Origin of the sequence: Nordella sp. HKS 07 (assembly GCF_011046735.1) — a bacterium.
Lineage (GTDB): Bacteria > Pseudomonadota > Alphaproteobacteria > Rhizobiales > Aestuariivirgaceae > Taklimakanibacter.
The window spans coordinates 5,432,560-5,457,763 of sequence record NZ_CP049258.1; the positions used below are offsets into that span (position 1 = coordinate 5,432,560).

At 61.9% G+C, this 25,204-nt stretch carries 26 protein-coding genes; 21 read left to right on the forward strand and 5 right to left on the reverse strand.

The features are described from left to right. Positions 1-39: 39 nt before the first annotated feature. The 10 genes from G5V57_RS25500 (at position 40) to G5V57_RS25545 (ending at position 9,780) form a co-directional block, all read left to right on the forward strand. Positions 40-1,248 carry a sialidase family protein gene (locus G5V57_RS25500; protein ID WP_165170630.1) on the forward strand — a complete coding sequence of 403 codons (1,209 nt, stop codon included), beginning with the start codon at positions 40-42 and terminating at the stop codon, positions 1,246-1,248. Between the two features lie 10 nt (positions 1,249-1,258). Next, entirely contained in the window at positions 1,259-2,440 is a 1,182-nt protein-coding gene (locus G5V57_RS25505) for a sialidase family protein (protein ID WP_165170632.1), read from the forward strand. Then, positions 2,441-3,568, forward strand: coding sequence for an ABC transporter ATP-binding protein (locus G5V57_RS25510; RefSeq protein ID WP_165170634.1), 1,128 nt, complete (start codon positions 2,441-2,443; stop codon positions 3,566-3,568). After that, positions 3,565-4,527 (forward strand): dihydrodipicolinate synthase family protein, encoded by a 963-nt coding sequence (locus G5V57_RS25515; RefSeq protein ID WP_165170636.1) that lies wholly within the window; start codon positions 3,565-3,567, stop codon positions 4,525-4,527. Before G5V57_RS25510 ends, G5V57_RS25515 begins: the two co-directional genes overlap by 4 nt. Positions 4,528-4,532: 5 nt before the next feature. Continuing rightward, positions 4,533-4,829 (forward strand): UxaA family hydrolase, encoded by a 297-nt coding sequence (locus G5V57_RS25520; RefSeq protein ID WP_165170638.1) that lies wholly within the window; start codon positions 4,533-4,535, stop codon positions 4,827-4,829. Continuing rightward, on the forward strand, positions 4,822-6,042 hold the full coding sequence (locus G5V57_RS25525) for a UxaA family hydrolase (RefSeq protein WP_246737361.1): 1,221 nt from the start codon (positions 4,822-4,824) through the stop codon (positions 6,040-6,042). Before G5V57_RS25520 ends, G5V57_RS25525 begins: the two co-directional genes overlap by 8 nt. A gap of 27 nt (positions 6,043-6,069) precedes the next feature. Beyond that, a complete protein-coding gene (locus G5V57_RS25530; RefSeq protein ID WP_165170640.1) occupies positions 6,070-7,071 on the forward strand; it encodes an ABC transporter substrate-binding protein in 1,002 nt (333 codons plus the stop codon). Positions 7,072-7,137: 66 nt separating this feature from the next. Beyond that, positions 7,138-7,908 (forward strand): ABC transporter ATP-binding protein, encoded by a 771-nt coding sequence (locus tag G5V57_RS25535; protein WP_246737362.1) that lies wholly within the window; start codon positions 7,138-7,140, stop codon positions 7,906-7,908. Further along, positions 7,889-8,719, forward strand: a complete 831-nt coding sequence (locus G5V57_RS25540) for an ABC transporter permease (RefSeq protein ID WP_246737363.1) — start codon at positions 7,889-7,891, stop codon at positions 8,717-8,719. The genes G5V57_RS25535 and G5V57_RS25540 overlap by 20 nt, the downstream gene beginning before the upstream one ends. A gap of 14 nt (positions 8,720-8,733) precedes the next feature. Next, a complete protein-coding gene (locus tag G5V57_RS25545; RefSeq protein ID WP_165170642.1) occupies positions 8,734-9,780 on the forward strand; it encodes an Ldh family oxidoreductase in 1,047 nt (348 codons plus the stop codon). Here the strand turns inward: G5V57_RS25545 and G5V57_RS25550 are convergent. Beyond that, positions 9,777-10,826: an alkene reductase gene (locus G5V57_RS25550; RefSeq protein WP_165170644.1), complete on the reverse strand. Its 1,050-nt coding sequence runs from the start codon at positions 10,824-10,826 to the stop codon at positions 9,777-9,779. The two genes, G5V57_RS25545 and G5V57_RS25550, sit on opposite strands and share 4 nt — an antisense overlap. Positions 10,827-11,001: 175 nt before the next feature. Between G5V57_RS25550 and parE the strand changes: the two genes are divergently transcribed. After that, a complete protein-coding gene (parE, locus tag G5V57_RS25555; RefSeq protein WP_165170646.1) occupies positions 11,002-13,032 on the forward strand; it encodes a DNA topoisomerase IV subunit B in 2,031 nt (676 codons plus the stop codon). 10 nt (positions 13,033-13,042) lie between these two features. Here parE and G5V57_RS25560 read toward each other — a convergent pair whose 3' ends face one another. Then, a complete protein-coding gene (locus G5V57_RS25560; RefSeq protein WP_165170648.1) occupies positions 13,043-14,923 on the reverse strand; it encodes a hypothetical protein in 1,881 nt (626 codons plus the stop codon). A 204-nt stretch (positions 14,924-15,127) separates the two neighbouring features. Between G5V57_RS25560 and G5V57_RS25565 the strand changes: the two genes are divergently transcribed. Beyond that, positions 15,128-15,412, forward strand: coding sequence for a DUF2934 domain-containing protein (locus tag G5V57_RS25565; protein ID WP_165170650.1), 285 nt, complete (start codon positions 15,128-15,130; stop codon positions 15,410-15,412). Between the two features lie 6 nt (positions 15,413-15,418). Next, on the forward strand, positions 15,419-15,646 hold the full coding sequence (locus G5V57_RS25570; RefSeq protein ID WP_165170652.1) for a KTSC domain-containing protein: 228 nt from the start codon (positions 15,419-15,421) through the stop codon (positions 15,644-15,646). Positions 15,647-15,751: 105 nt separating this feature from the next. Here the strand turns inward: G5V57_RS25570 and G5V57_RS25575 are convergent, their stop codons facing one another. After that, positions 15,752-15,928: a DUF1127 domain-containing protein gene (locus tag G5V57_RS25575; protein WP_165170654.1), complete on the reverse strand. Its 177-nt coding sequence runs from the start codon at positions 15,926-15,928 to the stop codon at positions 15,752-15,754. Positions 15,929-16,089: 161 nt separating this feature from the next. Here G5V57_RS25575 and G5V57_RS25580 point away from each other — a divergent pair, with 161 nt between their 5' ends. Genes G5V57_RS25580 through G5V57_RS25590 form a run of 3 tightly spaced genes read left to right on the forward strand, consistent with a single transcriptional unit; the run spans position 16,090 to position 17,963 of the window. After that, a complete protein-coding gene (locus tag G5V57_RS25580) occupies positions 16,090-16,821 on the forward strand; it encodes a glutamine amidotransferase (protein ID WP_165170656.1) in 732 nt (243 codons plus the stop codon). Further along, a complete protein-coding gene (locus G5V57_RS25585; protein WP_165170658.1) occupies positions 16,818-17,378 on the forward strand; it encodes a GNAT family N-acetyltransferase in 561 nt (186 codons plus the stop codon). Before G5V57_RS25580 ends, G5V57_RS25585 begins: the two co-directional genes overlap by 4 nt. 27 nt (positions 17,379-17,405) lie before the next feature. Continuing rightward, entirely contained in the window at positions 17,406-17,963 is a 558-nt protein-coding gene (locus tag G5V57_RS25590) for a thioredoxin family protein (RefSeq protein WP_165170660.1), read from the forward strand. Here the strand turns inward: G5V57_RS25590 and G5V57_RS25595 are convergent, their stop codons facing one another. Then, entirely contained in the window at positions 17,964-18,155 is a 192-nt protein-coding gene (locus tag G5V57_RS25595; RefSeq protein ID WP_165170662.1) for a hypothetical protein, read from the reverse strand. 320 nt (positions 18,156-18,475) lie between these two features. On the opposite strand from G5V57_RS25595, the gene G5V57_RS25600 reads away from it, so the two are divergent. The 3 genes from G5V57_RS25600 to G5V57_RS25610 all read left to right on the forward strand — a co-directional run bounded on the left by G5V57_RS25600 (position 18,476) and on the right by G5V57_RS25610 (position 22,712). Further along, a complete protein-coding gene (locus G5V57_RS25600) occupies positions 18,476-19,384 on the forward strand; it encodes a LysR substrate-binding domain-containing protein (protein WP_165170664.1) in 909 nt (302 codons plus the stop codon). Positions 19,385-19,459: 75 nt separating this feature from the next. Beyond that, positions 19,460-20,392 carry a dimethylarginine dimethylaminohydrolase family protein gene (locus tag G5V57_RS25605; protein ID WP_165170666.1) on the forward strand — a complete coding sequence of 311 codons (933 nt, stop codon included), beginning with the start codon at positions 19,460-19,462 and terminating at the stop codon, positions 20,390-20,392. A gap of 139 nt (positions 20,393-20,531) precedes the next feature. Continuing rightward, a complete protein-coding gene (locus tag G5V57_RS25610) occupies positions 20,532-22,712 on the forward strand; it encodes a TonB-dependent hemoglobin/transferrin/lactoferrin family receptor (protein WP_165170668.1) in 2,181 nt (726 codons plus the stop codon). 192 nt (positions 22,713-22,904) lie between these two features. Here the strand turns inward: G5V57_RS25610 and G5V57_RS25615 are convergent, their stop codons facing one another. Further along, positions 22,905-23,192, reverse strand: coding sequence for a hypothetical protein (locus G5V57_RS25615; protein ID WP_165170670.1), 288 nt, complete (start codon positions 23,190-23,192; stop codon positions 22,905-22,907). 184 nt (positions 23,193-23,376) lie between these two features. Between G5V57_RS25615 and G5V57_RS25620 the strand changes: the two genes are divergently transcribed. Then, positions 23,377-24,528 (forward strand): TIGR03862 family flavoprotein, encoded by a 1,152-nt coding sequence (locus G5V57_RS25620; RefSeq protein WP_165170672.1) that lies wholly within the window; start codon positions 23,377-23,379, stop codon positions 24,526-24,528. A gap of 28 nt (positions 24,529-24,556) precedes the next feature. After that, on the forward strand, positions 24,557-25,048 hold the full coding sequence (locus G5V57_RS25625) for a BA14K family protein (protein WP_165170674.1): 492 nt from the start codon (positions 24,557-24,559) through the stop codon (positions 25,046-25,048). Positions 25,049-25,204: the final 156 nt, after the last annotated feature.

Below are 25,204 nucleotides of genomic sequence, written 5' to 3' on the forward strand. Positions count from 1 at the left end.
CATGCAGATTTTCGATCAAGTTCAACGAGGGAATTAAGAATGAGTCCTATCAAGAATGTCGAGCACCATGTGATCTTCAAGCACAACGAGCATTGCGTCAATCAGATCGCGACGCGCACTCTGAAGAACGGCGATCTCGTCGCCGTCTTCAACGAGGAGCGCTTTCCCTATCATCATGACAGCGGACAGACATTGCTGACCCGTTCTAAGGACGGCGGCAAGACATGGAGCGAGCCGACGGTGGTGTTGCCGTGGACCGCGACGCAGGGCAACTGGGATTGTGGCATCTGCGAACTGGAGGACGGCACGCTCCTGGTGAACATGACTATCACCGGCTTTTTCAAGCGCGGCGTCAAGCCGGAGCAGCCGTCCTGGAGCTCGCATCCGCACACCAAGGAATGGGGCGACTGGACCTGGGCCTACAAGACGCAAGCCTGGCTCGGCACCTATGTCGTGAAGTCGACGGATGGCGGCAAGAGCTGGAGCGATCCCGTGCCGGTCAATGTGCGGCCGCTGAAGCATGGCGGCTGCCGGCTGGGCTCCTGGCTCCTGCCGAATGGATCGCTGCTGATGGGGCTTTACGGCCGCATTCACGGCTATGAGGAGGAGGGCGAAGGCGAGAGTACGCGCTCGGCCCTGATGCGTTCCGATGATGGCGGCGAGAACTGGGAATATTATTCGACCCTTGCCTATGACCCGGCCAACATCATCGACTACGAAGAACCCGGCCTGCTGCGCCTGAAGGACGGACGCCTCGTCTGCTTCATGCGCACCCATGTCAATCCGAGCGGCGATGCCAAGAACATGGTGATGACCATTTCGGAGGACGACGGCTTCAGCTGGACGCCGCCGAAATGGACTAATATCTGGGGCTATCCGCCGGAGCTCATCGCGCTTCAGGATGGTCGTTACCTGATGGTTTATGGCTATCGCCGTCCGCCCTACGGCGTGCGCGCGATCATTTCCGACGACGGCGTCACCTGGGACAAGAAGAACGAGTTCGTCATCCGCGAAGGCGGTGTGCCGGGCGCCACGGCAACCGAGACGCCGGGCTCGAGCCGTATGTCGCCGGCCTCCGGCAAGATCGCCGGCGGCGGTGTCGACTGGAACAATCCCGGTGTCTACCAGCATATCGGCTATCCGAGCGTGGCGCAGATGCCGGATGGCACAATCGTCTGCTCCTTCCATGAATGGAGTGACGATCCGAAGCCTCTGCAATATGTCCGCTGCACCAGATTCCGGGTCTGAGGAGCGCTAAATGCAACAGGTGGGCGCAAGAAAAGTGAAGGAGGACCGGGCAATGGCGCATGCCGTGCTCTACGCCGACCCTTCAGCTTATTGCGCCCACCCACATCTTCTCGCGCTGCGGCCGGATCGCTGGCTTCTGGTCTTCACCCGGAGCATCCGCCGCGATCTCGTCCTGCATCCACCGCAGGACCCGCTTTATTGCAACATGCTCATGCGCTCGGCGGATGAGGGGGAGAGCTGGACCGAACCGGTGATTGTTCCGGCGTCCGGTTGGCTGGGGGTCGAATGTGCCGGCCTCACCGCCTTGCGGTCCGGGCGCGTGCTGCTCAATCAGTGGCGGTTCGAATGGCACACGCTGGAATATGCCCGCGCGCATCTCGATCCCGCAGCCTATGTATCCTCGGAGAAGTTGCTCAGCGCCAAGGCGATGGCGGCCGAGCTGGCGGATTGGGCACCCGATGCCGAGAGCATCGCGGAGCGTTTCCCGTGGGCGCGCGGCGCGGGCGAGACCTGGCTGCATCATTCCGACGATAATGGGAAGAGCTTTGGCCGTTCGATTCGTATCGCCACCGCGCCCTATAGCGGCGGCTATGGCATGCGCGGCGGTATCGAGCTCCCTGATGGCGAGATCGTCCTGCCCTTGTCGGATGTGCCGCATTATCGGAATGTCTTCGTGCTGCGCTCGCGCGACGGCGGCGAGAGCTGGTCGCCGCCGCTCGCCGTGACCGATGGCGCGGGCCATGAATTCGAGGAGCCGGCGCCGCTTCTGCTGCGCTCCGGCCGGCTGCTCCTGCTCATGCGCGACAATGCCACCCGCATCCTGCATCTCGCTTTCTCCGATGATGGCGGGCGAAGCTGGAGTGCGGCCCGCGCGACGGGCATCGCAGATTATCCCGCCGACCTTCTGGAACTGCCGGACGGCCGGCTTGTCTGCGTCGCCGGCCGGCGCATACCGCCCTATGCCATCACGCTTTATGTCTCCGAGGATGGCGGCGAAAGCTGGAACACCGATTGCCCCGTCATGGTCCGGGCAGGCCTTCCTAACCGCGATCTCGGCTATCCGACCTTGGCGCGGCGCCGCGACGGCTTCTTGTTCATCGCCTATTACGCCCGCGATGCACGCGGGCTGACGGGCATCCAGTCCACCATTCTCGATGCGCGCGCCCTCGGGTCTGCCGACGAAAGGAATTAAATGGCCGCGATTGAGCTAAAGTCCATCACCAAATCCTTTGGCAATATCGACGTGATCCATGGGGTGGACCTGGCTGTCGAGCATGGGGAGTTCATCGTTTTCGTCGGGCCATCGGGCTGCGGCAAATCCACTTTGCTGCGCATGATATGCGGGCTCGAGCCGATCAGCTCGGGCACGCTGTCGATCGGCGGCAAGCCGATGCGCGGTGTCCCGCCGGCCAAGCGCGGCGTCGCGATGGTTTTCCAGAACTACGCCCTCTATCCGCATATGACGGTGGCCGAGAATATGGGCTTCTCGCTGCTCATGGAAAAAGTGCCGAAGAAGGAGCGCGAGGCGCGGATACTACGGGCGGCCGAGACGCTTCAGCTTGGCGAATTGCTTAGCCGGAAGCCCAAGGAGCTGTCGGGCGGCCAGCGCCAGCGCGTCGCCATCGGCCGCGCCATTGTGCGCGACCCGCAGGTGTTCCTGTTCGACGAACCTTTGTCCAATCTCGACGCCGAATTGCGCGTCCAGATGCGCCTCGAGCTGACCAAGCTGCATCGCAAGCTCGGCGCCACGATGATCTATGTGACCCATGACCAGACCGAGGCGATGACGCTGGCGGACCGGATCGTCGTGCTGCGGTCGGGCGTCATTGAACAGGTCGGAACGCCGCTCGAGATCTACGCCGCCCCGCGCAACAAATTCGTCGCCGGCTTTATGGGCTCGCCGAAGATGAGCTTCCTTGCGGCCAGGCTGGTGAACACTTCCGGCCGCAAGCTTCTTCTCGACATTGCCGGCATGACGCCGGGCAGGGTCGAGATCGAGCTCGCGCGTGAGATCCCGGTCGGCGATCAGGTGACGCTCGGCGTCCGGCCCGAGCATTTCCGTCTGCAGCATGGCAAAGGGCCGCGTCTCGATGCCCGTGTCGACTTCGTCGAACGGCTCGGCGGCGAAAGCTATCTGCATGCGCCCGACCATCCGGCCGGCGGCCTGATTGTTCGCCAAGGCGAGGCAGCGCCTGTGCGGCCTGAACCCCAGTCCATCTCGATCGGCGTCGATTGGCGTCAGGTCCATCTCTTCACGGCCGACGGCAATGCCGTCGAACTCGACAGATCAACTCTTGCAAGCCAGGGAGAAACCGCGTGAATCCTGAACTACTGAAATCCCGGCTGGCCGGCTGCTATGTCACCATACCGACGCCATTCGAGGACGCAGCCGGTTTTCCCGTCAATCATGCCGCCCTGCGCAACTATGTGCGGTTCCTGATCGAGAGCGGACTCAATACCGATTATGCGACGCTTCTCGCGGGCGGTGCCGCGGGCGATTTTTCGACCATGACCTTCGATGAACGCCTGAAGGTGGCGGAGACTGTCGTGGAGGAGGCCGGGGGGAGGGTACCACTGGCTTTTGGCGGGCAGTCGACCAGCACACTCGAACTGGTACGCCTGGCGCAGGCCGCACAGGCCATGGGCTTCGACTTCATGCAGGTCTCGTGTCCCTTCTACTTCGCCCATACGGAGGGTGATTTCGAGGAATTCGTCACCGCAGCGGCGAAAGCCGCTCCCGATCTCGGCATTATCGTCTATAATACCTTCTGGACGGCGACGGGGCTTTCCTTCGCCATGATCGACCGTCTGGCGCGCATTCCAAACATCGTCGGCCTGAAATGGGCGACGCCGCGCACCGATGCGATGGAGTTCGAGGACGTGACCTCGCATTTCTCCGACCGTTTCACGATCATCGACAATAATCTGTTCTTCCCCTATTCGGCGATGCCGGCTCTGGGCGCGAAGGCCTTCGAGGTCCATTTGTGCAATTATTGGCCGGAATGGGGAATAAAGCTCATCGATGAAGTCCGGGCCGCGAACTATTCGGAGATCTCGCGCATGATGATCGATGAGGCGATGCCCTTCTACAAGCTGTGGGTGAAGATCGAGAAGGAGTATACCAGCGGTGACGGCTATCTCGACAAGCTCTGCATGGAGCTGGTGGGTTTGCCGTCGTCGCGCTGCCGCCCGCCGACGCGCGATGTAAGAGCGCGTTATCGTGATGACGCTCTTCGCATGATGCAGGAGAAGAAAGTGCCGAGGCTGGTCGCGAGATAAGTCGAATGAGCGCAATGGTGAACATGATCGTGCTGGACGGCGATGACAATGTGGGTATCGCTCTGCGCGACATCGCGGCGAATGAGCAGGCATGCGATGCAAGGGGCTTGCAGCTTACCGCTGGCGAGCGGATAGTCCAGGGGCACAAGATTGCGCTACGCGACATCGCCGCGGGCGAACGAGTCATCCGCTTCACCATGGCGGTCGGTATCACGACAGCCGCGATCCCGCGGGGGCGTCTGGTTCATGTGCACAATGTGAAAAGCCAGTATCTCAACAATGATGAGGACCACTATGAATAGGGCTTCGTCACAGACCGTCTCCGGCATGCGGGGTTTTCCGCGGGCCGACGGCCGCAAAGGCATCCGCAATTTCGTCGTAGTCGCCTATCTGGTCGAGTGCGCCCATCACGTGGCGCGTCAGATCGCACAGGGCTATCAGACCGAGGGCGCACAGCTCATCGGTTTCCCCGGCTGCTATCCGAGCGACTACGCGCAGCGTGTGATGGAAGCCATGTGCACCCATCCCAATGTCGGCGCGGTTCTGCTGGTCTCGCTGGGTTGCGAGGAGTTTCGCCGTGGCGCGCTGCTTGATATGGTAGCGGCGTCGGGCCGGGAGGCGAAACTCCTGGTCATCCAGGAAAGCGGCGGCACACGCGCCACGATCGCGGAAGGGCGCCAATGGTTGGATGCGGCGCTAGTGCGGGCAAAGGCGGCCGAGACGATCCCGATCGCGATTTCCGACCTCGTGATCGGCACCAAATGCGGCGGCTCGGACGGGTTGAGCGGCATCACCATCAATCCCGCCGTCGGCCGCGCCTTCGACCGTCTGGGCGATGCCGGCGGCACGCTGATGTTCGAGGAAACCTGCGAGCTCATCGGCTGCCAGGAGCACATGGCGAAGCGGGCGACCACGCCCGAGCTCGGCCGCGAATTGCGAGCGGCGGTGGAAAAGGCGGACCGCTATTACAACGAGCTTGGTCACGGCAGTTTCGGCGGCGGCAACATCAAGCACGGACTGTCGACACTCGAGGAGAAGTCGCTCGGTGCCTATGCCAAGAGCGGCTCGCGCCCGATCGCCGGATTGATCAAACCGGGCACGCGCCCGCCGAAGAGCGGCCTCTATCTGATGGACACGGTGAACGACGGTCCGGTACGCTACGGCATCCCCAACATCAACGACACGCAGACCATTACCGAGATGGTGGCGAGCGGCTGTCATATGATCATCTTCACCACCGGCGCGGGCTCCGTCGTCGGCCAAGCGGTGGCGCCTGTCATCAAAGGGGTATCCAATTCGCGCGTCTATCAACGCCTCGCCGAGGATATCGATGTCAATGGCGGAACCATCGCCGACGGCACCGAGACGATCGACGACGTGGCGGAGCGCATCGTCGCCGCGGTCGTTCGTCTCGCGAGCGGGCATCCGAGCAAGTCGGAAGAGCTTGGCCATCAGGAATTTGCGTTGTCGTATAAAACCTACGAGCCGGCAGGTCCGGCCTGCCTGCCGGTTTGAAATAACAAAGCGCCATGGAGGAAGCAGATGAATAGGAAGCAATTGATTCTATCTACTGTCCTTGCTGCGGCTCTGGTCGCGGCGGCAGGCATCGCCAAAGCGGCGGACGATGTACGTCTGCGGCTTAACTGGATGTATTACGGATCCCATGCCGGCTTCGCCCTTGGTAAGGACAAGGGCTATTACAAGGATGCCGGGATCAATCTCGACATTCGCTCCGGCAACGGGTCGGGCTCGGCGCATCGCCTTGTCGCCAATGGCGACAGCACGTTCTCTTATGGCTCCTGTGCCTCGATGCTCAATCTCGCGGCTCAGGGCGCGCCGCTCATTTCCGTGGGCGTGATCGACGCGATGGGGACGGAGGCGGTCATCGTGCGGCCGGATGCGGGCGTAAAATCGCTTGCTGACTTGAAGGGCAAGACCATTCTCACGACAGCCAATGCCGGGGTGAACACATTCTTTCCGCTCGTGCTTCAGGCCGCTGGCTTGAAGGACGGCGATGTGACCATCACCAATGTCCCGGATGGCGCCCTGGTATCGAGCTACCTGCAAGGCGCTGGCGGCGCGGTCGGCATATTGGGCGGGCTCGACGACAAGCCGGCCGAGATCAAGGCCAATGGCGGCGCCGAGCCGGTCACCTTTCCTTATTCGGACTTTGGCGTGAACCAGGTCGGCTACTGCATCGTCGCCAATGCGGACACGGTGAAGAATAATCCTGATCTGGTGAAGCGCTTTGTCGCCGCCACGATGAAGGCCTATAAGGAAACGGAAGCTAATCCCGATGCAGCGATCGCCTCGATGGCGGATATCGTCGGCGGCTCGATGGCCGAGGAGCAGGGCAAGGCCCAGGCGCGCGCAGTGCTCGACGTGACTTTGGGTGTGCTTTACTCCAAGGCCAACAAGGACAAGCACCTCGGCGTGAATGTAGCCGCCGACTGGGACGACATGCTGGCATTGATGAAGAAGTACAATGATCTCAAGACCGACAAGCCTGCCTCCGCTTTCTACAGCAACGATTTCGTCCCGTGACATTCCAGGCTTCTTCCTCTCCCACGCCAACGCGCGGGAGAGGGGGAACTAAATACAGGGTGACAGATGATGGCCGCCGCCATCGAGATCAGGTCAGCCGTAAAGACCTATGCAACGGGCGCCGAGGCGATCCATGCATTCGGCCCCTCCAGCCTCAGGATCGAACCCGGCGAGTTTATCTCGCTGCTCGGGCCTTCAGGTTGCGGCAAGTCGACACTGATGCTGATGATCGCCGGACTTCTCGATTGCACATCGGGGGAGATCGAGGTCGGCGGCCATGTCGTATGCGAGCCGCAAACCAGCATCGGCATCATGTTCCAGGACAATACGTTGGTTCCTTGGCGCACCGTGCGTGGCAATATCGAGCTGCAGATCGAACTGCGTGGGCTATCTGTCGCTGACTATCGCGCCGGCATCGATCGCCTGATCAGCTCGGTGAAGCTCGATGATTTCGCCGAACGCTATCCTTACGAATTATCGGGCGGCATGCAGCAGCGCGCCGCCTTCTGCCAGACACTGGTGCATCGTCCTGGCGTTCTCCTGCTCGATGAGCCGCTCGGCAAGCTCGACGCGATGACGCGCGAAAGCATAAGGCGAGATCTCCAGGCCTTGTGGCTGGCTGATCGCCCGACAGTGGTCTTCGTCACCCACTCGATCGAGGAGGCGATACAGCTTTCGACGCGTGTCTGCGTGATCTCGCCGCGACCGGGGCGCATCGAGAAGGTGATCGACATTAATCTGCCGTGGCCGCGCGATCTCGCAGTCAAGCGCAGCGAGAGGTTCAGAGCCCATGCGAGCGAGATCGAGGAGATCTTCCATGGCTATGGCGTCCTCTGAGAAGGCCGGTACCAAGCCGGCGCGCGCAACGTGGCTCGATGCCCTTTGGCGCGGTCTCAACCGCTCCTGGGCCTTCGTTCTCTTCTTTGCCGGCTTCTTCCTGTTCTGGGAATATGCGATCGATCTGTTCGGCATTCCCGCCTATATCCTGCCGCGCCCCTCCGAGATCGTGACGCGTGGCTGGGCCGATATCGACCGTCTCCTCTATTATACCTATGTGACGGCGGTCGAGAGTGTCATCGGCTATGTCGTGGCGATAATCGTCGCGGTCCCATTGGGACTTGCCATCGCTTTCTCCTCGCTCCTGCGCCGGACGATCTATCCCTTTTTCGTCAGCCTCGAGATGACGCCTAAGATAGCCTTCGCGCCGCTCTTCATTTCCTGGCTTGGTTTCGGCCTGTTGCCGAAGGTCATTATTGTTTTCCTGGTCTGCTTCTTCCCGGTCGTGCTTAATGCCATATTGGCCTTCGGCTCGCTGAGCGAGGAACTGGTGCGCTTCATCCGTGCTTCCGGCGCGAGCCCATGGCGCGCCTTCTTCAAGGTGCGCCTGCCGGCAGCCTTGCCGCAGTGCTTCGTCGGCTTCAAATATGCCGCGATCAACGCCACGGTGGGGGCGACCATCGCCGAATTCATCGGCAGCGACCGGGGACTCGGCTTCTATATCCAGATCGTCACCGGCAATATGCGGCCCGATCTCGCTTTTGCCGGCATCTTCCTTCTGACCCTGCTGGGACTGGCGTTGTTTGGCACCGTCACTCTGATCGAGCGCTGGGTCATCCCTTGGCATATCTCGCAACGGCGTTCGCGCTAAACACGGAAAATTCGATGAGCACAGTCTATGAAGTGGAGGCATTACGGAAATTTGCGCGCGATGTGCTGGTGAAAGCGGGGCTGCCCGCGGAGCCTGGGGAAGTCGTGGCAAAGGGACTGGTCGAGGCCGATCTCTACGGTCATACGACCCATGGTCTCGCGCTGTTGCCGGATTATGTCGAGGAGATCGAAAACGGCGCCATGGTGAAAGACGGCCGGCCCCGGATCATCAGCGATTTCGGCGCGGTGGCGTTGTGGGATGCGGGACGGCTACCGGGGATCTGGACGACGGAGCTCGCGGTCGCCGAAGCGGGCAAACGCGCCCGCAGCTTCGGTATCGGCGCTGTTGTCTTGAGACGCAGCCACCACATCGCCTGCCTTGCGGCTTTCCTCGAGGCGCCGGCGCGCGACGGTCTGGCGCTTATCATCCTGTCGTCCGATCCCAGCGACTCGCATGTGGCGCCGTTTGGCGGGGTGACGCCGGTGATGACGCCGAACCCGATCGCGGTCGGCATTCCGGCCGATCCCGATCCGATCCTGATCGATGTCAGCACCTCGATCACTACGGCGGCGATGTGCGCGCGCATGCGCAAGGCGGGGACACCGCTGCCGGGCAAATGGCTCCTGGACGGCAATGGCCAGGTGACGGACGACCCTAATGTGATGAAAGGAGGCGGCTCGATCCTCCCCATTGGCGGCGTCGATCATGGCCATAAAGGCTATGGGCTCAGCCTGATGGTTGAAGCGCTCACCCAGGGGCTCGGCGGCTTCGGCCGTGCCGATGCGCCCAAGGAGTGGGGAGCATCGGTCCTGGTCCTGGCTTTCGCGCCGGAAGCCTTTGGCGGTCGGGAGGCGTTTTTGCGTCAGACGGACTGGCTTGTACAGGTTTGCGCGAAGTCGGCAGTGCCTGCGGGCAAGCCGGATGTGCGGCTGCCGGGGCAGGCGGCGCTCAAGCGCAAGGCCGAGGCGCAAGCCCACGGGCTGGCGCTCGATAGCGGTCGGCGCGAGGGACTGATGGGGCTGGCGAAGCGTTTCGCGCTCGCCCCGCCTGCGCCGATCTAAAGAAAGGGATAGTCCGTATAGCCTTCCCGCCCCGGTGTGTAGAATGTCGTTTCATCGGGCCGGTTGAGCGGTGCTGCCTGTGCGAAGCGGGCCGGCAGATCGGGATTGGCGAGGAAGAGCCTGCCGAAGGCTACCGCATCCGCATCGCCCTGCGCGATGGCGTCTTCCGCCGCGTCACGCGTGAACTCCTGATTGGCGACGTAGACGCCGCCAAAGGCCCGCTTCACCTTTGGCCCGAGCCGCGGCTCGGCGAGAGACTCGCGCGCGATGATGAAGGCGATTTTGCGCCGACCGAGCTCGCGCGCCACATAGGTGAAGGTCACTTCCGGCGAGGAATCGTCGATGTCATGCGAGTTGCGCCGCAGATTGAGATGCATGCCGACGCGCTCGGCGCCCCAGACGGCGATCGCCGCATCGGTAGCCTCGAGCATCAGCCGCGCCCGGTTCTCGATCGAGCCGCCATAGTCGTCGCTGCGCCGGTTGGTCTTGTCCTGGAGGAATTGGTCGAGCAGATAACCATTGGCGCCATGGAGCTCGACGCCGTCGAAGCCAGCCCGCTCGGCATTCTCGGCGCCCTTGCGATAGGCCGCGATGACGCCGGCGATCTCATCGCGCTCGATCGCCCGGGGCGTCACATAGGGGCGCTTGGGACGCACCAGGCTGACGGTTCCCGCCGGCTGCACGGCGCTCGGCGCCACGGGCAAGGCACCATCGAGGAAAATGGGGTCCGAAATGCGCCCGACATGCCAGAGCTGCAGGAAGATGCGACCGCCCGCCTCATGCACGGACTTGGTCACGGCGCGCCAGCCGTCCGTCTGTTCCGCGGACCAGATTCCGGGCGTATCGGCATAGCCGACCCCCATGGGGGTGACGCTGGTGGCTTCGCTGAGGATGAGGCCGGCGGAAGCGCGCTGGGCGTAATATTCGGCCATCAGCGCATTGGGCCGACGCTCGGGCCCCGCGCGACTGCGGGTCAGGGGTGCCATCCAGATGCGGTTCGGCAGGGTCAGCGGACCGAGTTTCAGCGGATCGAAAAGACCGGGCATATCAAGGGCTTTGCGATAGTGGCGGGAGCGCCATTTAAGGGAGACCAGGGCGAGAAGGGAAGTGCCGTTGGCGTCAGGTCAGCCATTCTTCTGCCGCTTCTGTCGCTTTTACCCTCCGCCTGAACTGGGGTAGGTAGGACGTAACCCCCGAAACGACTGATTCGACTGGATTACGATGGCCAAGAACAAGGTGAACGATCTCTTTGACAAGCTCGACGGCGAGATGGCGCCCGCCCCCAAGGCGCGCGCCGCGAAGCCGAAGAGCGGGGATGAGAGCTACACCGCCGCCGACATCGAGGTGCTCGAGGGGCTCGAGCCAGTGCGCCGCCGGCCCGGCATGTATATTGGCGGCACCGATGAGAAGGCGCTGCATCATCTCTTTGCCGAGGTGATCGACAACGCCATGGACGAGGCGGTGGCGGGTCATGCCGACTGGATCGAGGTCGATTACGACAAGGATGGCTGGCTCACCGTCACCGACAATGGCCGCGGCATTCCGGTCGACCCGCACCCTAAATTCAAGGACAAGTCCGCCCTCGAAGTCATCATGACGACGCTGCATGCCGGCGGCAAATTCGATTCCAAGGTCTATGAGACTTCGGGCGGCCTGCACGGCGTCGGCGTCTCGGTGGTGAACGCCCTGTCGGAGGACCTGATCGTCGAAGTGGCGCGCGGCCAACAGCTTTTCCGCCAGAGCTACCAGCGCGGCAAGCCGGTGAGCAAGCTCGAGAAGCTCGGCAAGGTGACGAACCGGCGCGGCACCTTGGTGCGTTTCCGCCCCGATCCGCAGATCTTTGGCAAGACGATCGAGTTCTCTGGCGCGCGGCTGTTCCGCATGGCCCGCTCCAAGGCCTATCTCTTCGGCGGCGTCGAGATCCGCTGGTCGTGCGATCCCTCCCATATCAAGGACAAGGAGACGCCGGAAAAGGCCGTGCTGCATTTCCCCGGCGGCCTCAAGGACTTCCTCGAAGAGCGCCTGGAAGGGCGCACCCGCGTGGCGGACGAGATCTTCGCCGGCAAGGTGACGAAGCCCGGCGGCCATGGCTCGGTCGAATGGGCGGTGGCGTGGTTCGGCGGCGATGAAGGCTTCATCTCGTCTTATTGCAACACCATTCCCACGCCCGATGGCGGCACCCATGAGCAGGGCTTGCGCGCCGCGCTTCTGCGCTCGCTCAAGAACTATGCCGAGCTCGCCGGCAACAAGCGTGCCGGCATCGTGACCGGCGACGACGTCATGGCGTCCTCAGGCGCCTTGCTGTCGGTCTTCATCCGCGAGCCGGAATTCCAGGGCCAGACCAAGGACCGGCTCGCCACACTCGAAGCGGCGCGCATCGTCGAGACGGCAATTCGAGATCATTTCGACCACTGGCTTACCGGCCATCCGGCCCAGGCCGACAAATTGCTGAACTGGATCGCCGACCGCGCCGAGGAGCGCCTGCGCCGGCGCCAGGAGAAGGAAGTCGGCCGCAAGACGGCACTGCGCAAATTGCGCCTGCCGGGCAAGCTCGCCGACTGCTCCTCGACGGCCGCCGACGGCTCCGAGCTCTTCATCGTCGAAGGCGACTCGGCCGGCGGCTCCGCCAAGCAGGCGAGGAACCGCGCCACTCAAGCCGTGCTGCCTTTGCGCGGCAAGATCCTCAACGTGGCGAGCGCCGGCAAGGACAAGCTCGCCCAGAACCAGCAGCTCTCCGATCTGCTCCAGGCCTTGGGCTGCGGCACGGGGGCGAGCTACCGCGAGGACGATCTGCGCTATGACAAGGTGATCGTGATGACCGACGCCGATGTCGACGGCGCCCATATCGCGTCATTGCTCATCACCTTCTTTTACCGCCAGTTGCCGCAAATGATCGAGGAGGGCCATCTCTATCTGGCCGTGCCGCCGCTCTACAAGCTGGCGCAGGGATCGAAGACCGCCTATGCCCGCAATGATCAGCACAAGGACGAATTGCTCAAAGGCGAATTTTCCGGCCGGGGCAAGGTCGAGATATCGCGCTTCAAGGGCCTGGGCGAGATGCTGCCTGGCCAGTTGAAGGAGACGACGATGGACCCCAATAAGCGCGCGCTGCTCAGGGTCGATGTCGCGGGCGACGAGAAAGCGACGACCGCCAAGGTGGTCGAGCAGCTGATGGGCAACAAGCCGGAGGAACGCTTCAAGTTCATTTCGGGCCGCGCCGAATTCGTCAGCGACGAGGGGCTGGATATTTAACGAACCGCGTTTAGCCCCCTTGTAGGCTTCGCAAATAGTCGAGGTTTTTGCGGGCCACAGGGTGGCCCAGGTCCTCTGAGGCTGTCCAAGCGGCCTTGGCACCCTCGATGTCGGCATTATTCAGTTTAATCACCCCTAGGGTGTTGAACGCCTTTGCGGCTGCATCGCGCCCCTTCAACATGCCTGGCGTTTTGTTGGCCCACATATCGATAGCCTTGTCCAGGCTCGCCGCCGCCTCAGTGGTATAACCCAATCCAAAAAGCTGATAGCCTTGGTTGTTCAGCGAAAAGAGCTGACGGACTTGATTGGTGTCTGTTGAGTTCGCGATAACTTCGTTGATCACGATCTTGGCCATACTTTCGGTCGTTGGTGCAGTCGCGAGCTTCCAGGTGGACTCCGCGTCCTTTGACATTAGACGCAATATCTCGCCATTGGTCGTTGTGGTGGAGATGTCGCTGGCGGATGGAACACTCCAGACGAGCTTACCGTCTTTCGCCAGATCGGCTATGATCTTGTTGTAGCCTTCCTTGTTCGTCTCTCGAAGTTTTCCCAATTGCACGACCACAGGCGTCTGGACAAGATCAAACAAATAGGACTGGACGCCATCGTTGTCCATCAGATCGCCATGGGAGGCACCGCAGTCTCTGCGGTGATTTGGGTCATTAATCACGCCTCGCCATGAGGCGGCATCAGTCGTTACGGTGCCGTCGCCGAAGTCGAGTTCCGTTTTGTCCTCGTCGAGTTTTGAAAGCGGGGCTGGTGATCCGAAGCTCAGCCTGATCCTTCGTTGATCGGACACGAGGGTATATCGCAAGTCGGTGTCCTTCTTCGGCGTCTTGCCGAAATAGGTCACGACCTTGTCTTTGCCGAGCTTTGGAAAGTCGTAAGTAGCCAAACCGCAATTTATGATCTTAGCCTTGTCCAGGATGCCTTGCAGTTTTTTGTCGTGAAATTCCTTTCTTTCCGCGTCGCCCATGCTCCGGGGAATTTTCCACTCGCGATAGAGGTTGGCGTCGAACAGATCTATGAATGTGTTTCCTGGGACATTATCGAGCGCGAGCGCCGGTGCGAGATTGAGGTTCTGTAACGCCTGACGACAGTTGGGATTGTGTTGCGCTGGAAGAAGTTCGTAGAGACTTTCGAAGCTATAGCCGTATTTGTTGATCCCTTCAGTGACCTTAGAATTTATCACGCTGATCGGGAGCATCGAGTAACCCGCGAATAGCGTTCTGACGATCTTCGGTGAGCCATAATGGGGGGTTCCAACGAAGACGACGTGTTTGATGTCTGGATTTTGGCCATTCTGCTGAAGGCAGGAGTTTTCCCGGTCATAGTGGCGGACGAACCAACTTTTCAGAACGAGTCCACCCATGCTGTGGGCGACGAAAATAATATCCTTTCCGCTCAGTTCGCTGGAGTTCCTGCACAGAAATTCCTCGAACCGGTCTCCCGATGTCAGATTTGACTGTCGCCAATCATAGGGAAAAATCAGGAGTTCGGACTTCTGGAGAATGTTGCCGACGCGCAGTCTCTGAAGCGCTTGGCCGTAGATACTGACTCTTAGAGTCGCGATAAAAGTCGAGATCTCCGCATCGTCAAAGATTTCCGGCCGCAGGTCCGTCTCTCCGAGCAGTAATCTAGGGTCATTGAAGACGTTGCCTCCCCATACGAGCCGCTTGTCTGGGTCCGTTTCGTTTGGATCTATCAACTTTGAACCGAGTATGCCGGGAAGGAAGATAAGCACCGCGCGTTTACCCTCCGGAACGCCGTTTTGCTTGAAGATGTCCCGCAGTTCCTCCGGGGATGCGACAGCCACTTCCTGAGCGGGCACGTCGTGGTTGCTGGCAAGCTGCAGCAAGAGGACCGTGAGAACTATGAAGAGCACTCGCATTCTCAGTATTTCCCTCAAGATCCTGAGGTTCATCCTAGCGGCGAAATGCCGTTGCGGCAATTTCATTGTGTGAGCGCACGGCGGCTTGGTGCAGGAGCGAGCGAATCCGCGTATTTTAGTTTGCAGATGGGAACCCTGCCGGAACCTGCATGCGGTTCCGGCGCTTATCAGTTACCGGCAGTCGCTGCCGGTAGGGAGGTGCCCATGATCAGACCGACCCATATTACCGAAGAGCGTATTCGGGAGCGCGCCTACCGCCTTTGGCTCGAGGAAGGCCAGCCGCAAGGCAAGGACTTCGAACATTGGGAAAAAGCCCGCGAGCTTCTTGCCCTCGAGGCCGATCCCGAGGAAGGCAAGGACGGTGTCGCCGAAGGTCATAGCAAGCCGGGACCGTGGGGGGAGCCGGCCGTGACCGACCAGGGGGAGAAGAAGGTTCCCAAGAAGCGCCGTCCGAGCATGACGCGGACGCCGAAGCCGCGGCCGATGTGAGGAGCGATGCCTTCGACCGCCATCAGCCGCATTGAATATGAGCCAGGCACCGGGACGCTCGATGTGCGATTCCAGGATTCGGGCAGACTCTACCGCTACTATGATGTACCGGAGCGGGTCTATGCGGCCTTCCGCAAGTCGGTGTCGAAGGGGCGGTTCTTCAACGACCATATCCGCGACCGGTACGACTTCGCGCATATCTCCGCGGACGGGCCGGGGCGGGCGGCGGCCTAGCTCACATGTTCGTGAGCGCGCCGCACTCGGCGGTTCATGATCCCAAAACGAACGAAGGCGGTCCGCCGTAGAACCGCCTTCGTCTCGCCGTCCGTCAGCTCTGAATTACTTCAGGAACCTACGGATTTCGTTGTCATCCCGCGCGAAGCCGATGTCGCGCAGCAGGCGGTCGTCGAGCTCTTGCAACTGCCGCCTCGCCTGCCGCTGCGCCAAATGGAAACGCACGCGCGTGAACAGTCCGGGCGGAGCAAGAAGCGTGCCGCGAACGGCCTGGGCAGTCATGGAACTCTCCTGAAGCACTGAAATCCCTATGGCCCAGGTTCTAGCAGCGCCGGGCGCAACCGACCCTGAACGGGCCGTTCATCTGGCGTTTATCTTCGGGATCGCGGATGATCGGCGGACGATACTTTTCCGTATCGGCCCGGAACGCTAGACTGGCGGCCATGGCAGATTCGCAAGTGATGCTCCTCGTCGTGCACGACAACGATGAGATGGACGACCGGGCGTCAGCCTGGGCGAAGCGCCGGGGCTATGTTCTGAAATGGGTTTGCCCGGCCGCGGGCGAAGCTCTGCCCGATCTCGATGAGCGGGTGGCGGGTATCATCGTCTATGGCGGCGCCCAGGATGTCGACCAGCAGGACCGCTTTCCCGATCTGAAAGACGAGATGCGCCTCCTCGACCGCGCCCTGAAGCTTGAGATGCCGGTGCTGGGCCTGTGCCTCGGCGGCCAGCTGCTGGCGCATACGCTGGGCGAGACGGTATCGGGCCACCCTGAGGGCGCGGCCGAATATGGCTATTACGATCTGGTGCCGACCTTGACGGGCCGCGCGCTTTTCGGCGCCGGTATGAAGGTGCTGCAGTCGCATTGGCACGGCTGGTACCGGACGCCCGCCGGCACGGTGAAGCTCGCCGGCACCGACAGCTTTCCCGAGCAGGCCTTCCGATACGGCTCCAACGCCTATGGCTTCCAGTTCCATCCCGAGACAGGTCGCCAGGGCTTGAGCCGCTGGATTGCGCGCCGCCCGGCGCACAAGCAGACGATGAAAGGCGCCCATCCCGCCGACCGGCAACTGGCGGACAATCTTCTCTATGACAAGGTGTTGGGCGACTGGTTCAATCGTTTCCTCGACGGCTGGGCGAGCGGAAAGCAGATCGGATACGAGGCGGCAGAATGACGATTGCCACCATACTTCCCGCGGTCGAAACACAGTCCCTCGTGCTGCGCGAGATCGAGGCGCGCGACTGGAATGCCTTCGCGCTCTTCATGACGCAGGCCACGTATCAGCGCCATATCGCCATGCGTTTGCGCAATGAGGATGACGTCAAGAACTTCGTCACGCGCCAAGTGGCGCGCCAGGGCGACGAGCGCCGCCATGTCTTTCATCTCGCCGCCGAGGACAAGGCGCGCGGGCTGGCTGTCGGCGACGGGTTCATCATCCTGGGGCGCGGCGGTCTGGCCGAGATCGGCTGGGGCGTGGCGCCCGCTCTCTGGGGGAAGGGCTATGGCACGCAGATCGGGCGCGCCCTGGTCGGTCTCGCCGTCGAGCGCGTCGGCGCGGTCAGGGTCTGGGCCAAGGTGATGGCCTCCAACACCGCCTCCCTCAAGCTCGCCCGCCGCATCGGTCTCCAACATGAGCGCTCACATCCGGACTATCCGGCCGGACACGGCCGTTTCGAGGCGGTTGAATTCTTCGCCATGACGGCGGAAGATTATTTCAACGCCGCTTATTAAGCTTATCAAACAGGGTTGAGGCCCGCCATGTCAGCGACGCCGTCCATCTGCGATTTCGGCTGGAAAGCCCGGGACTTCCGCCTGAAGGCGACCGACGGCAAGACCTATGGCCTTGCCGATCTGAGAGGGTCCAAGGGCACGCTTCTGGTTTTCATCTGCAACCATTGCCCCTATGTGAAGGCCATCACGGAGAAGCTGGTGCGTGATGCCAGGGACCTGCAGAAGGCGGGCATCGGCGTGGCGGCGATCTGCTCCAACGACGCGACCGAATACCCGGAGGATTCCTTCGACAATATGAAGGTCTTCGCGAGGGAAAACGGATTCCCATTTCCGTATCTGCATGATGAGAGCCAGGAAGTGGCGCGCGCCTATGACGCCGTCTGCACGCCCGACTTCTTCGGCTTCAACGCCCGAGATGAGCTGCAATACCGGGGTCGGCTCGACGAATCGCGCAAGGCCCCGGTGGCCGATGCGCGTCGCGATCTTTACGAGGCCATGCAGGAAGTCGCCCGGACGGGCCAGGGCCCGCGCGACCAGATAGCCTCGATGGGATGCTCCATAAAATGGAAGGCCGGGAACTGGTGATCATTTCCGCTTGGACGGCGCCTTGAGCGGCGCGGTTGCGATCGCGAACAGGTCCTCGGTTTCAGGGATCCGGTCATAGCGCACCCCCGGGAAGATGACGATCTCGGCGGGGCCGCGCGCGACCGGCGGCGGCTGGAGCGTCATCTGGCTTGACGCGGGTTTCGGGAACGGAATGACGACGGCGTACAGCATTAATGTCTCCCTGCAAGCAATATTTCGAACTTGGTGCAAGATTAGAGCCGCGCAACCGAAGGGACCCTGAATGGCACTGTCAGCTGGCGTTCATTCCTGACGTGATCTCCCATGGCACCTGGCTCCTGGTCACCATCACTTCAGGCCGCATTCACCCGAGGTGACGGAAGTGATGGTAATCTCAAGCTTTTCGCCCGTCGGTGAGGAAACGCACATTCCCGGCGCCGGCAGGCGGGAAGCAATCCTACCTGCGGCACGTGACAGTCAGAAAACCGCCAGCCCTTTCCCTGCGCACGTGGCTGTGAGAAAACTTCACGGTTATGAAGATCCGCAAGCGCCATCTGCCGCCGCTCAACGCCATCCGCGCCTTCGAGGCAGCGGCACGGCATCTGCATCTCGGCAAGGCGGCTGAGGAATTGTCGGTGACCCATGGCGCGGTCTCCAAGCAGATCGGCAATCTCGAGGATCATCTGGGCTTTGCGCTCTTTGAACGGGCCGGCAACCGGCTGGTCCTGACCGAACGCGGGCGCAAGCTGCTCGCCGCCTCGAATGCGGCGCTCGACCAGTTGGGCTATGCGATCGCCAGGCTAGACGGCGCGGCGGTCGAGGGCGAACTCAGGCTTTCCGTTCCGCCGGCTTTTGGCGCTAACTGGCTGATCCCCCGACTGGCGGGCTTCCGACGGCAGGCGCCGTCGTTGCGGCTCCAGCTCCTCGCTTCCGATCGGCCCGAGGACGCGCTGGACAAGGATGTCGACCTGGCTGTGCGTTTCGGCAAGCCCGTGTGGCGAGACTGCACCGTCCGGCTTCTGGCACATGTGCGCTATTTTCCGGTCTGCAGCCCGAGCCTGCTCAACGAGCCCCCGGGCCTCGCGACGCTGGGTGATCTCGCTTATCACACGCTGCTCCTCGACGATCCGGCGGGCGACAACTGGAAGCGCTGGCTCGAGCATGCGGCGTTGCGTGACGCCGATCCGCCCAACAGCATCTATTTCGAAGACTTCGCCCATATCCTCGCAGCCGCCCGCGCAGGTCTCGGCCTTTGCCTCGGCGACATGATCACAACCGGCGCCGATCTCGCGGCGGGACGGCTCGTGCGTCCCTTTGAGCAGTCGGTCGAGGGCCTCGCCGCCTACTTTCTCATCGAGCCTTCCGTGGTGTCGCCGGCAGCCCGCCTTTTCGCCGACTGGCTTGAGGCGGAAATGGTGAGCTTTGTGAGGAATTGTCACTGAGGAGGGGAGGATTACTCCCTTGTTCCAGACCGAGGCCTGGCCGAAAGCTTGGCGAGCAATAACCGGAGACAGGCGATGACCCAGAACAACACACCCCTGCGCGCCCGCAAAGAAGGTGGCGGCACACCTCTGATGAGCGACTGGTATCTCAAATCGGAGACCGGCCCCCTCAAGGACGTGCTGCTCGGCCCCGCCGAGAGCTTCCGCTGGATGGGGCTCGAGAACGCCCAATGGTCGTCGCTGGTGCGCGACACGTTACGTAAAGGCTACAAATTCGACAAGCAGCTCGCCATGCGCCAGCACCGCGAGATGGTGGACGCCTATGAAAGCGCCGGCGTCACCTGTCACTTCCTGCCCGTCGACATGACCAACCCCTATCAGGTCTATGCGCGCGATTCGTCCTTCATGTCGCCTTACGGCGCCGTCGTCTGCCAGCTCGCCAATCCGCGCCGGCGCGGCGAATATGCCGCCGTTTTGCGCTTCTATCTGGAGCGCGGCATCCCGATCTACGACATGGTGAGCGCCGGCAATTTCGAGGGCGGCGACTTCAACATCATCAAGCCCGGCGTGGCGCTCGTCGGCTACACCGACCACCGCTCCGAGGAAGTGGCGGCCCGCCAGGTCTCCGAATGGTTCGTTAAGGAAGGCTGGGAGATCAAATATGCCCCAATCGACCAGTTCTATGTCCATATCGATCTGATGGTCTGCATGCTCAACGAGCATTGCGCCGCCGTCTGTCTCGAGACCACCGAGGACGACATCGTCCAGTGGCTCAAATCGAAGAAGATCGAGATCATCCCGGCGACCTTCAAGGAGACGATGGCGCTCGGCTGCAACGTGGTGGCGCTGGGCAACGACCGGGTACTGTCGACCGCCGGCGCGAGCGACCTCAACGCCAAGATGCGTGCCGCGGGCTTTCAGGTCTACGACCCGGACATGACCATGTTCACCCAGGCCGGTGGCGGCGTCCATTGCATGTGCCAGCCGCTGCGCCGCGAGGCCGCGTAACTGTCGGGATGCGCCAGATAATTCTTGACTGATTTAGTCGGATACCAGTAGTTAACGCCGCCGGACATGAGTCCGGCGGCCAGCAAAAGACCTCTCGTCCAGTAGCCAGCATTTCACGGGTACAGGGGAGAGGGGTCTCATGGGACGTTCCGCTTATTTGCGGCTGTGGCTGCTGGCCACGGCTACGAGTTTTGTTTTCGCCGTTCCGGCGCAGGGCCAGGAGCAGCAGCAGCCGGCCACCGAGGAAGCCGATCAGAAATACGGCCTTCTCGACATGATCACCGTCGTCGCCTCGAAATTCGACGAGGACGTGACGTCCTCGCTCACCGCCACCAGCGTCGTCGGCGAGGAGAGGTTGCAGCAGAAGCAGCCGTCCAATATCGGCCAGATTCTCAGCGGCGTGCCGGGCGTGGCGACCGCCGGTTCGCAGGACCGTACCGGCCTCGGCACCAGCATCAATATCCGCGGGCTTCAGGATTTCGGCCGCGTCGCCATGATCACCGACGGCGCCCGCAATAATTTCGCCCGCAACGACCATGGCAGCGCCGCCTCGATGTGGATCGAGCCGGAACTGCTCAAGCAGGTGACGGTGGTGCGTGGTCCTGTCGCCAATATCTATGGCTCGGGCGCCATCGGCGGCGTCGTCGTCTTCGAGACCAAGTCGGCCAGCGACTTCCTGCGCGAAGGCGAGCAGTTCGGCGGCGCGGTCAAGGGCGGCTATGAGAGCAATGGCGACGGCCTGCTCACCAGCGTGACCGGCGCCGTCAGGCCGGTCGAGGCCTTCGACCTTCTCGCCAACTTCACCTATCGCGAGCGCGACGATTACGAGGGCGGCGATGGCGAGCGGGTCGATGAGACGGGCTATGATGTTACAGCCGGCCTCCTGAAGAGCGTCATCCGGCCCGCCGACGGTCACGAGATCACCCTGGGGTGGATCGGCAATAGCAACGACTGGCGCGAGCCTGGCACCATGCCGCAGGAGAGCGAACTCAAGGAGAACGTCTTCACCGGCAAATATCGCTACACGCCCGGCAGTCAATGGATCGACTTCACGCTGAGCGGCTATGTAAATGACACGAAGCAGGAGCAGACAGCGCTGAAATCCGGCACGCGATGGAATCAGAATGGCAATACGCCGATCTTCGTGCCGGCCGGCAGCAAGCGCAGCTTCGATCTCGTCACCACCGGGTTTGATACCAACAACACGTCGCGGTTCGAAACCGGGGCCGTACGGCATACATTTACGCTAGGCGGCGACTGGTTCGAGGACAAAGTGGATGTCGATGATCCGCTCGGCGGCGCTTTCGTCTACAGCCCGTCGGGCAAGCGTCAAGTGTGGGGCGCTTTCGCGCAGGACAAGCTGGAATTCTCCGACTGGCTCGAAGTCATTGGCGGCCTGCGCTACGACTCCTACACGCTCGAAAGCGACGACGGCGACGTCGATAGCGACGGCGAGCGTCTGTCGCCTCGCATCACGGCCGGCATAAAGCCCTTCGAGTCGACGGGCCTGCGCGGCCTCCAGGTCTACGGCACCTATGCCGAAGGGTATCGCTCGCCCAGCGTCATCGAAACGCTGATGACGGGTATCCATCCGGCCGGCGCCTATTTCCCATTCCTGCCCAATCCTGATCTGACGCCCGAGACCGCACATACTTTCGAAGTCGGGCTGAACTACAAGAGGGACGGTATCTTCACCGATGACGACGGGATCCGTGCCAAGGCGGCGATATTCCACAACACGGTCGATGACTATATCGGCCTGACCCAGGTCCCGCCGGGACCGAACTGCGCGCCCTTGTCAGGCAATCCGCCATTTCTGTATCCGAATTTCTGCTACCAGTACCAGAATTTCAGTGAAGTCATTCTGAAGGGTATCGAATTCGAGGCGATCTATGATCGCGGCAGCTTCTTTACCGGCGTGTCGGGTACTTTCATCGACAGCAAGAATAAGGAGGACGGCAATGAGCTGGACACCGTTCCACCAAATGAGTTGAACGCTCTCCTGGGCTTCCGCTTTCTCGAGCAGCGCCTCACCATCGGTGGCGAGATTCAGCACGCCTTCCAATACGAATACGATGTGCCGAACGATGCGACACCCAATCCGCGCGACACCAAGCGCGTCGATGAGGACTATACGCTGGTCAATATTTTCGCCGGCTATGAAGTCACGGAGGATTTCCGGCTCGACCTGCGCCTCGAGAACATATTCGACGTCGAATACGTGAATTATCTGAGCGCCGTTCTGGGCGCCGGCGGCGACGCCTATCTCGAGCCGGGCTTCAACGCCAAGATCTCGGCCACCTGGCGTTTCGGCGGCTGACGCATTACTAGCTAGTGTGCTGAACGCGAAGTTCCTGATATCAGGCGGCTAGCACCGACAGGAACTTCGCGTTCAAAAGCACACTAGAATCATTGAGTTCTCTAGTGTCCTTCCGAATCCGAAGTTCGCTCGGAAGGTTCCGCTGGCTGTGGCGAGCTTCGGATTCGGGACACTAGACGACGATGGCCGCCCTCAATGGGCGGTCATCTGCTGTTTGAGGGCGATCTTGCCCTTGTCGAGCGCCTGGCGAACGTCTTCGGGCTCAAGCCCGCTCTCGCCGGCGCGCGCCACCACCGTCTCATAGTGCGACTGACAGGCGGCGAAGCTCGCATCCGCGGCCTCATCCTTGCTGGCTTTCACTTGCCGTTCCGCCTTGTAGGCGGCGGCTGCGCATTGCTGCCAGGATTTGATCGCCTGGGCGATTTGCGGCGGTAGTGTCTGGTTTGCTAGGAGAGGGCCGGACAGCAGGGCAATCGCCATAGCCGACAGGCCGAGTCGCAATGAGTTTCTTTTTCGCATACGTTTGTTCTAGAACGCCGGGCGTTCCAATGGAATCGCCTCGGCGTTCTATTCCTCTGTTTTGCGCATCGGATGACCCGAAAACCGCTCCGCACTTTTCGGTCCGATGCTGCAGCGACGGCGCGTGCCGCGGCAATGCCGCATCATGAGTTTCAGCGTCGATATCATTGGCGCCGGGCCTGCCGGCCTCACGGCGGCCGAGGTCCTGGCGCAAGGTGGCGCTCAGGTGCGCGTGATCGATCATATGGCGTCGCCGGCACGCAAATTCCTGATGGCGGGCAGGGGCGGTCTCAATCTCACGCATTCCGAACCGCTCGAGCGCTTCCTCGATCGCTATGGCGCGGCGCGCCCCTTTCTCGAACCCGCCATCCGCGCCTTTCCGCCGGAGGCACTCATCGCCTGGTGCAACGGCCTCGGCATCGAGACATTTATCGGTTCCTCTGGGCGCGTCTTTCCGAAGACGATGAAGGCCTCGCCGCTGCTGCGCGCCTGGCTGAAGCGTCTTGACGGTCTGGGTGTCGGTTTCGATCTCAAGTCGGAATGGTCGGGCGACAAGAATGCCGATGCGATGATCCTCGCTTTGGGTGGGGCGAGCTGGCCGCGCCTTGGCTCCGATGCGCGCTGGGTCGAGATGCTGCGCCGCCGCGGCGTCGCGGTGAATGATTTCATTTCCGCCAATTGCGGCGTCACTATCGCCTGGTCCTCGCATTTTATGGAACGCTTCGCGGGCAAGCCCTTGAAGCGCATCGAAATCGCGAGCGGCGGCCGCAGGATGCGCGGCGAGGCCGTGGTCACCCGCAACGGTCTTGAAGGGGGCGCCATCTATGCGCTGGGTCCGCAATTGCGCGAGACCGGCAGGCTTGTGCTCGATCTCAGGCCCGATCTGACGCTCGATGAGCTGGAAGCGCGGCTGGCAAGGCCGAAGGGCAAGGCGTCGCAGAGCAACTTCCTGCGCAAGGCGGCGGGACTCTCGCCGGTGGCGATTGCGCTTCTGCGCGAAGCCGGGGCGCCTGCGACAGCAGCCCAAATCAAGTCCGTCGCGCTGACCGTCACCGGCACCGACACGCTGGCGCGCGCCATTTCCTCGGCCGGCGGCTTGGCGCTCAGCGAGGTCGACGGCAGCTTCGAACTCAAAGCGTGGCCACGCGTCTATGCGGTGGGCGAAATGCTGGACTGGGAGGCGCCGACCGGCGGCTACCTGCTGCAGGCCTGTTTCTCGACCGCCGTCGCCGCGGCACGGGCCTGTTTGACGCAGTTCGCGGCTGCCCCGGGCCGGCCACAATCGCTTCCTAAGTGAGGAGTTAACACTTCATGAGGAGAACGGCATGAATCGAACAGTTTTGGCAAAATGCGTAGGCGCCGCGTTGGCGGTTGCCGTCACGGCGGGTTTTGCCGGAGCAGCGTCCGCCAGCCCGCGTGGTTATTGTGATTCCTATGCTCGCGACGTCGCGAGCCGCAAGACCAATGGCGGCGCCGATGTGCTCGTCGGCACGGTTGGCGGCGCGGTCGGCGGCGCTCTCCTCGGCGGCATCATCGACAATGGCAGAGGCGCCGGCCGTGGCGCCATCATCGGCGGTGTCGGCGGCACGCTCCTCGGCGCCGGCGTCACCAGCGACCGCTATCGCCGCGCCTATGACAATGCCTATGCCAATTGCATGGACAATTATCAGAGCGGTGGGAGTTATCAGGGCGCCAGCAGCTACGAGCCGGGCAGCCGCGCCTGGGTGAAGGCCTGCTCGCGCAAATATCGCTCCTTCAATCCCGACACCGGCAAGTACAAGTCGAATTCGGGCCAGTGGCGCACCTGCCGTATCTGAACTCTGTTTCATCTGAGAAATGAAAAAGGCCGGAGATTGCTCCGGCCTTTTTCCTTATTGGGGATCGCGCCTTAGAGCAAATCCCGCCAAAGTTGAAGTCTTTGGCGACGAGGATTTGCTCCAAAATATTCATCTGGCGCGAACCCCTTTCGGCGA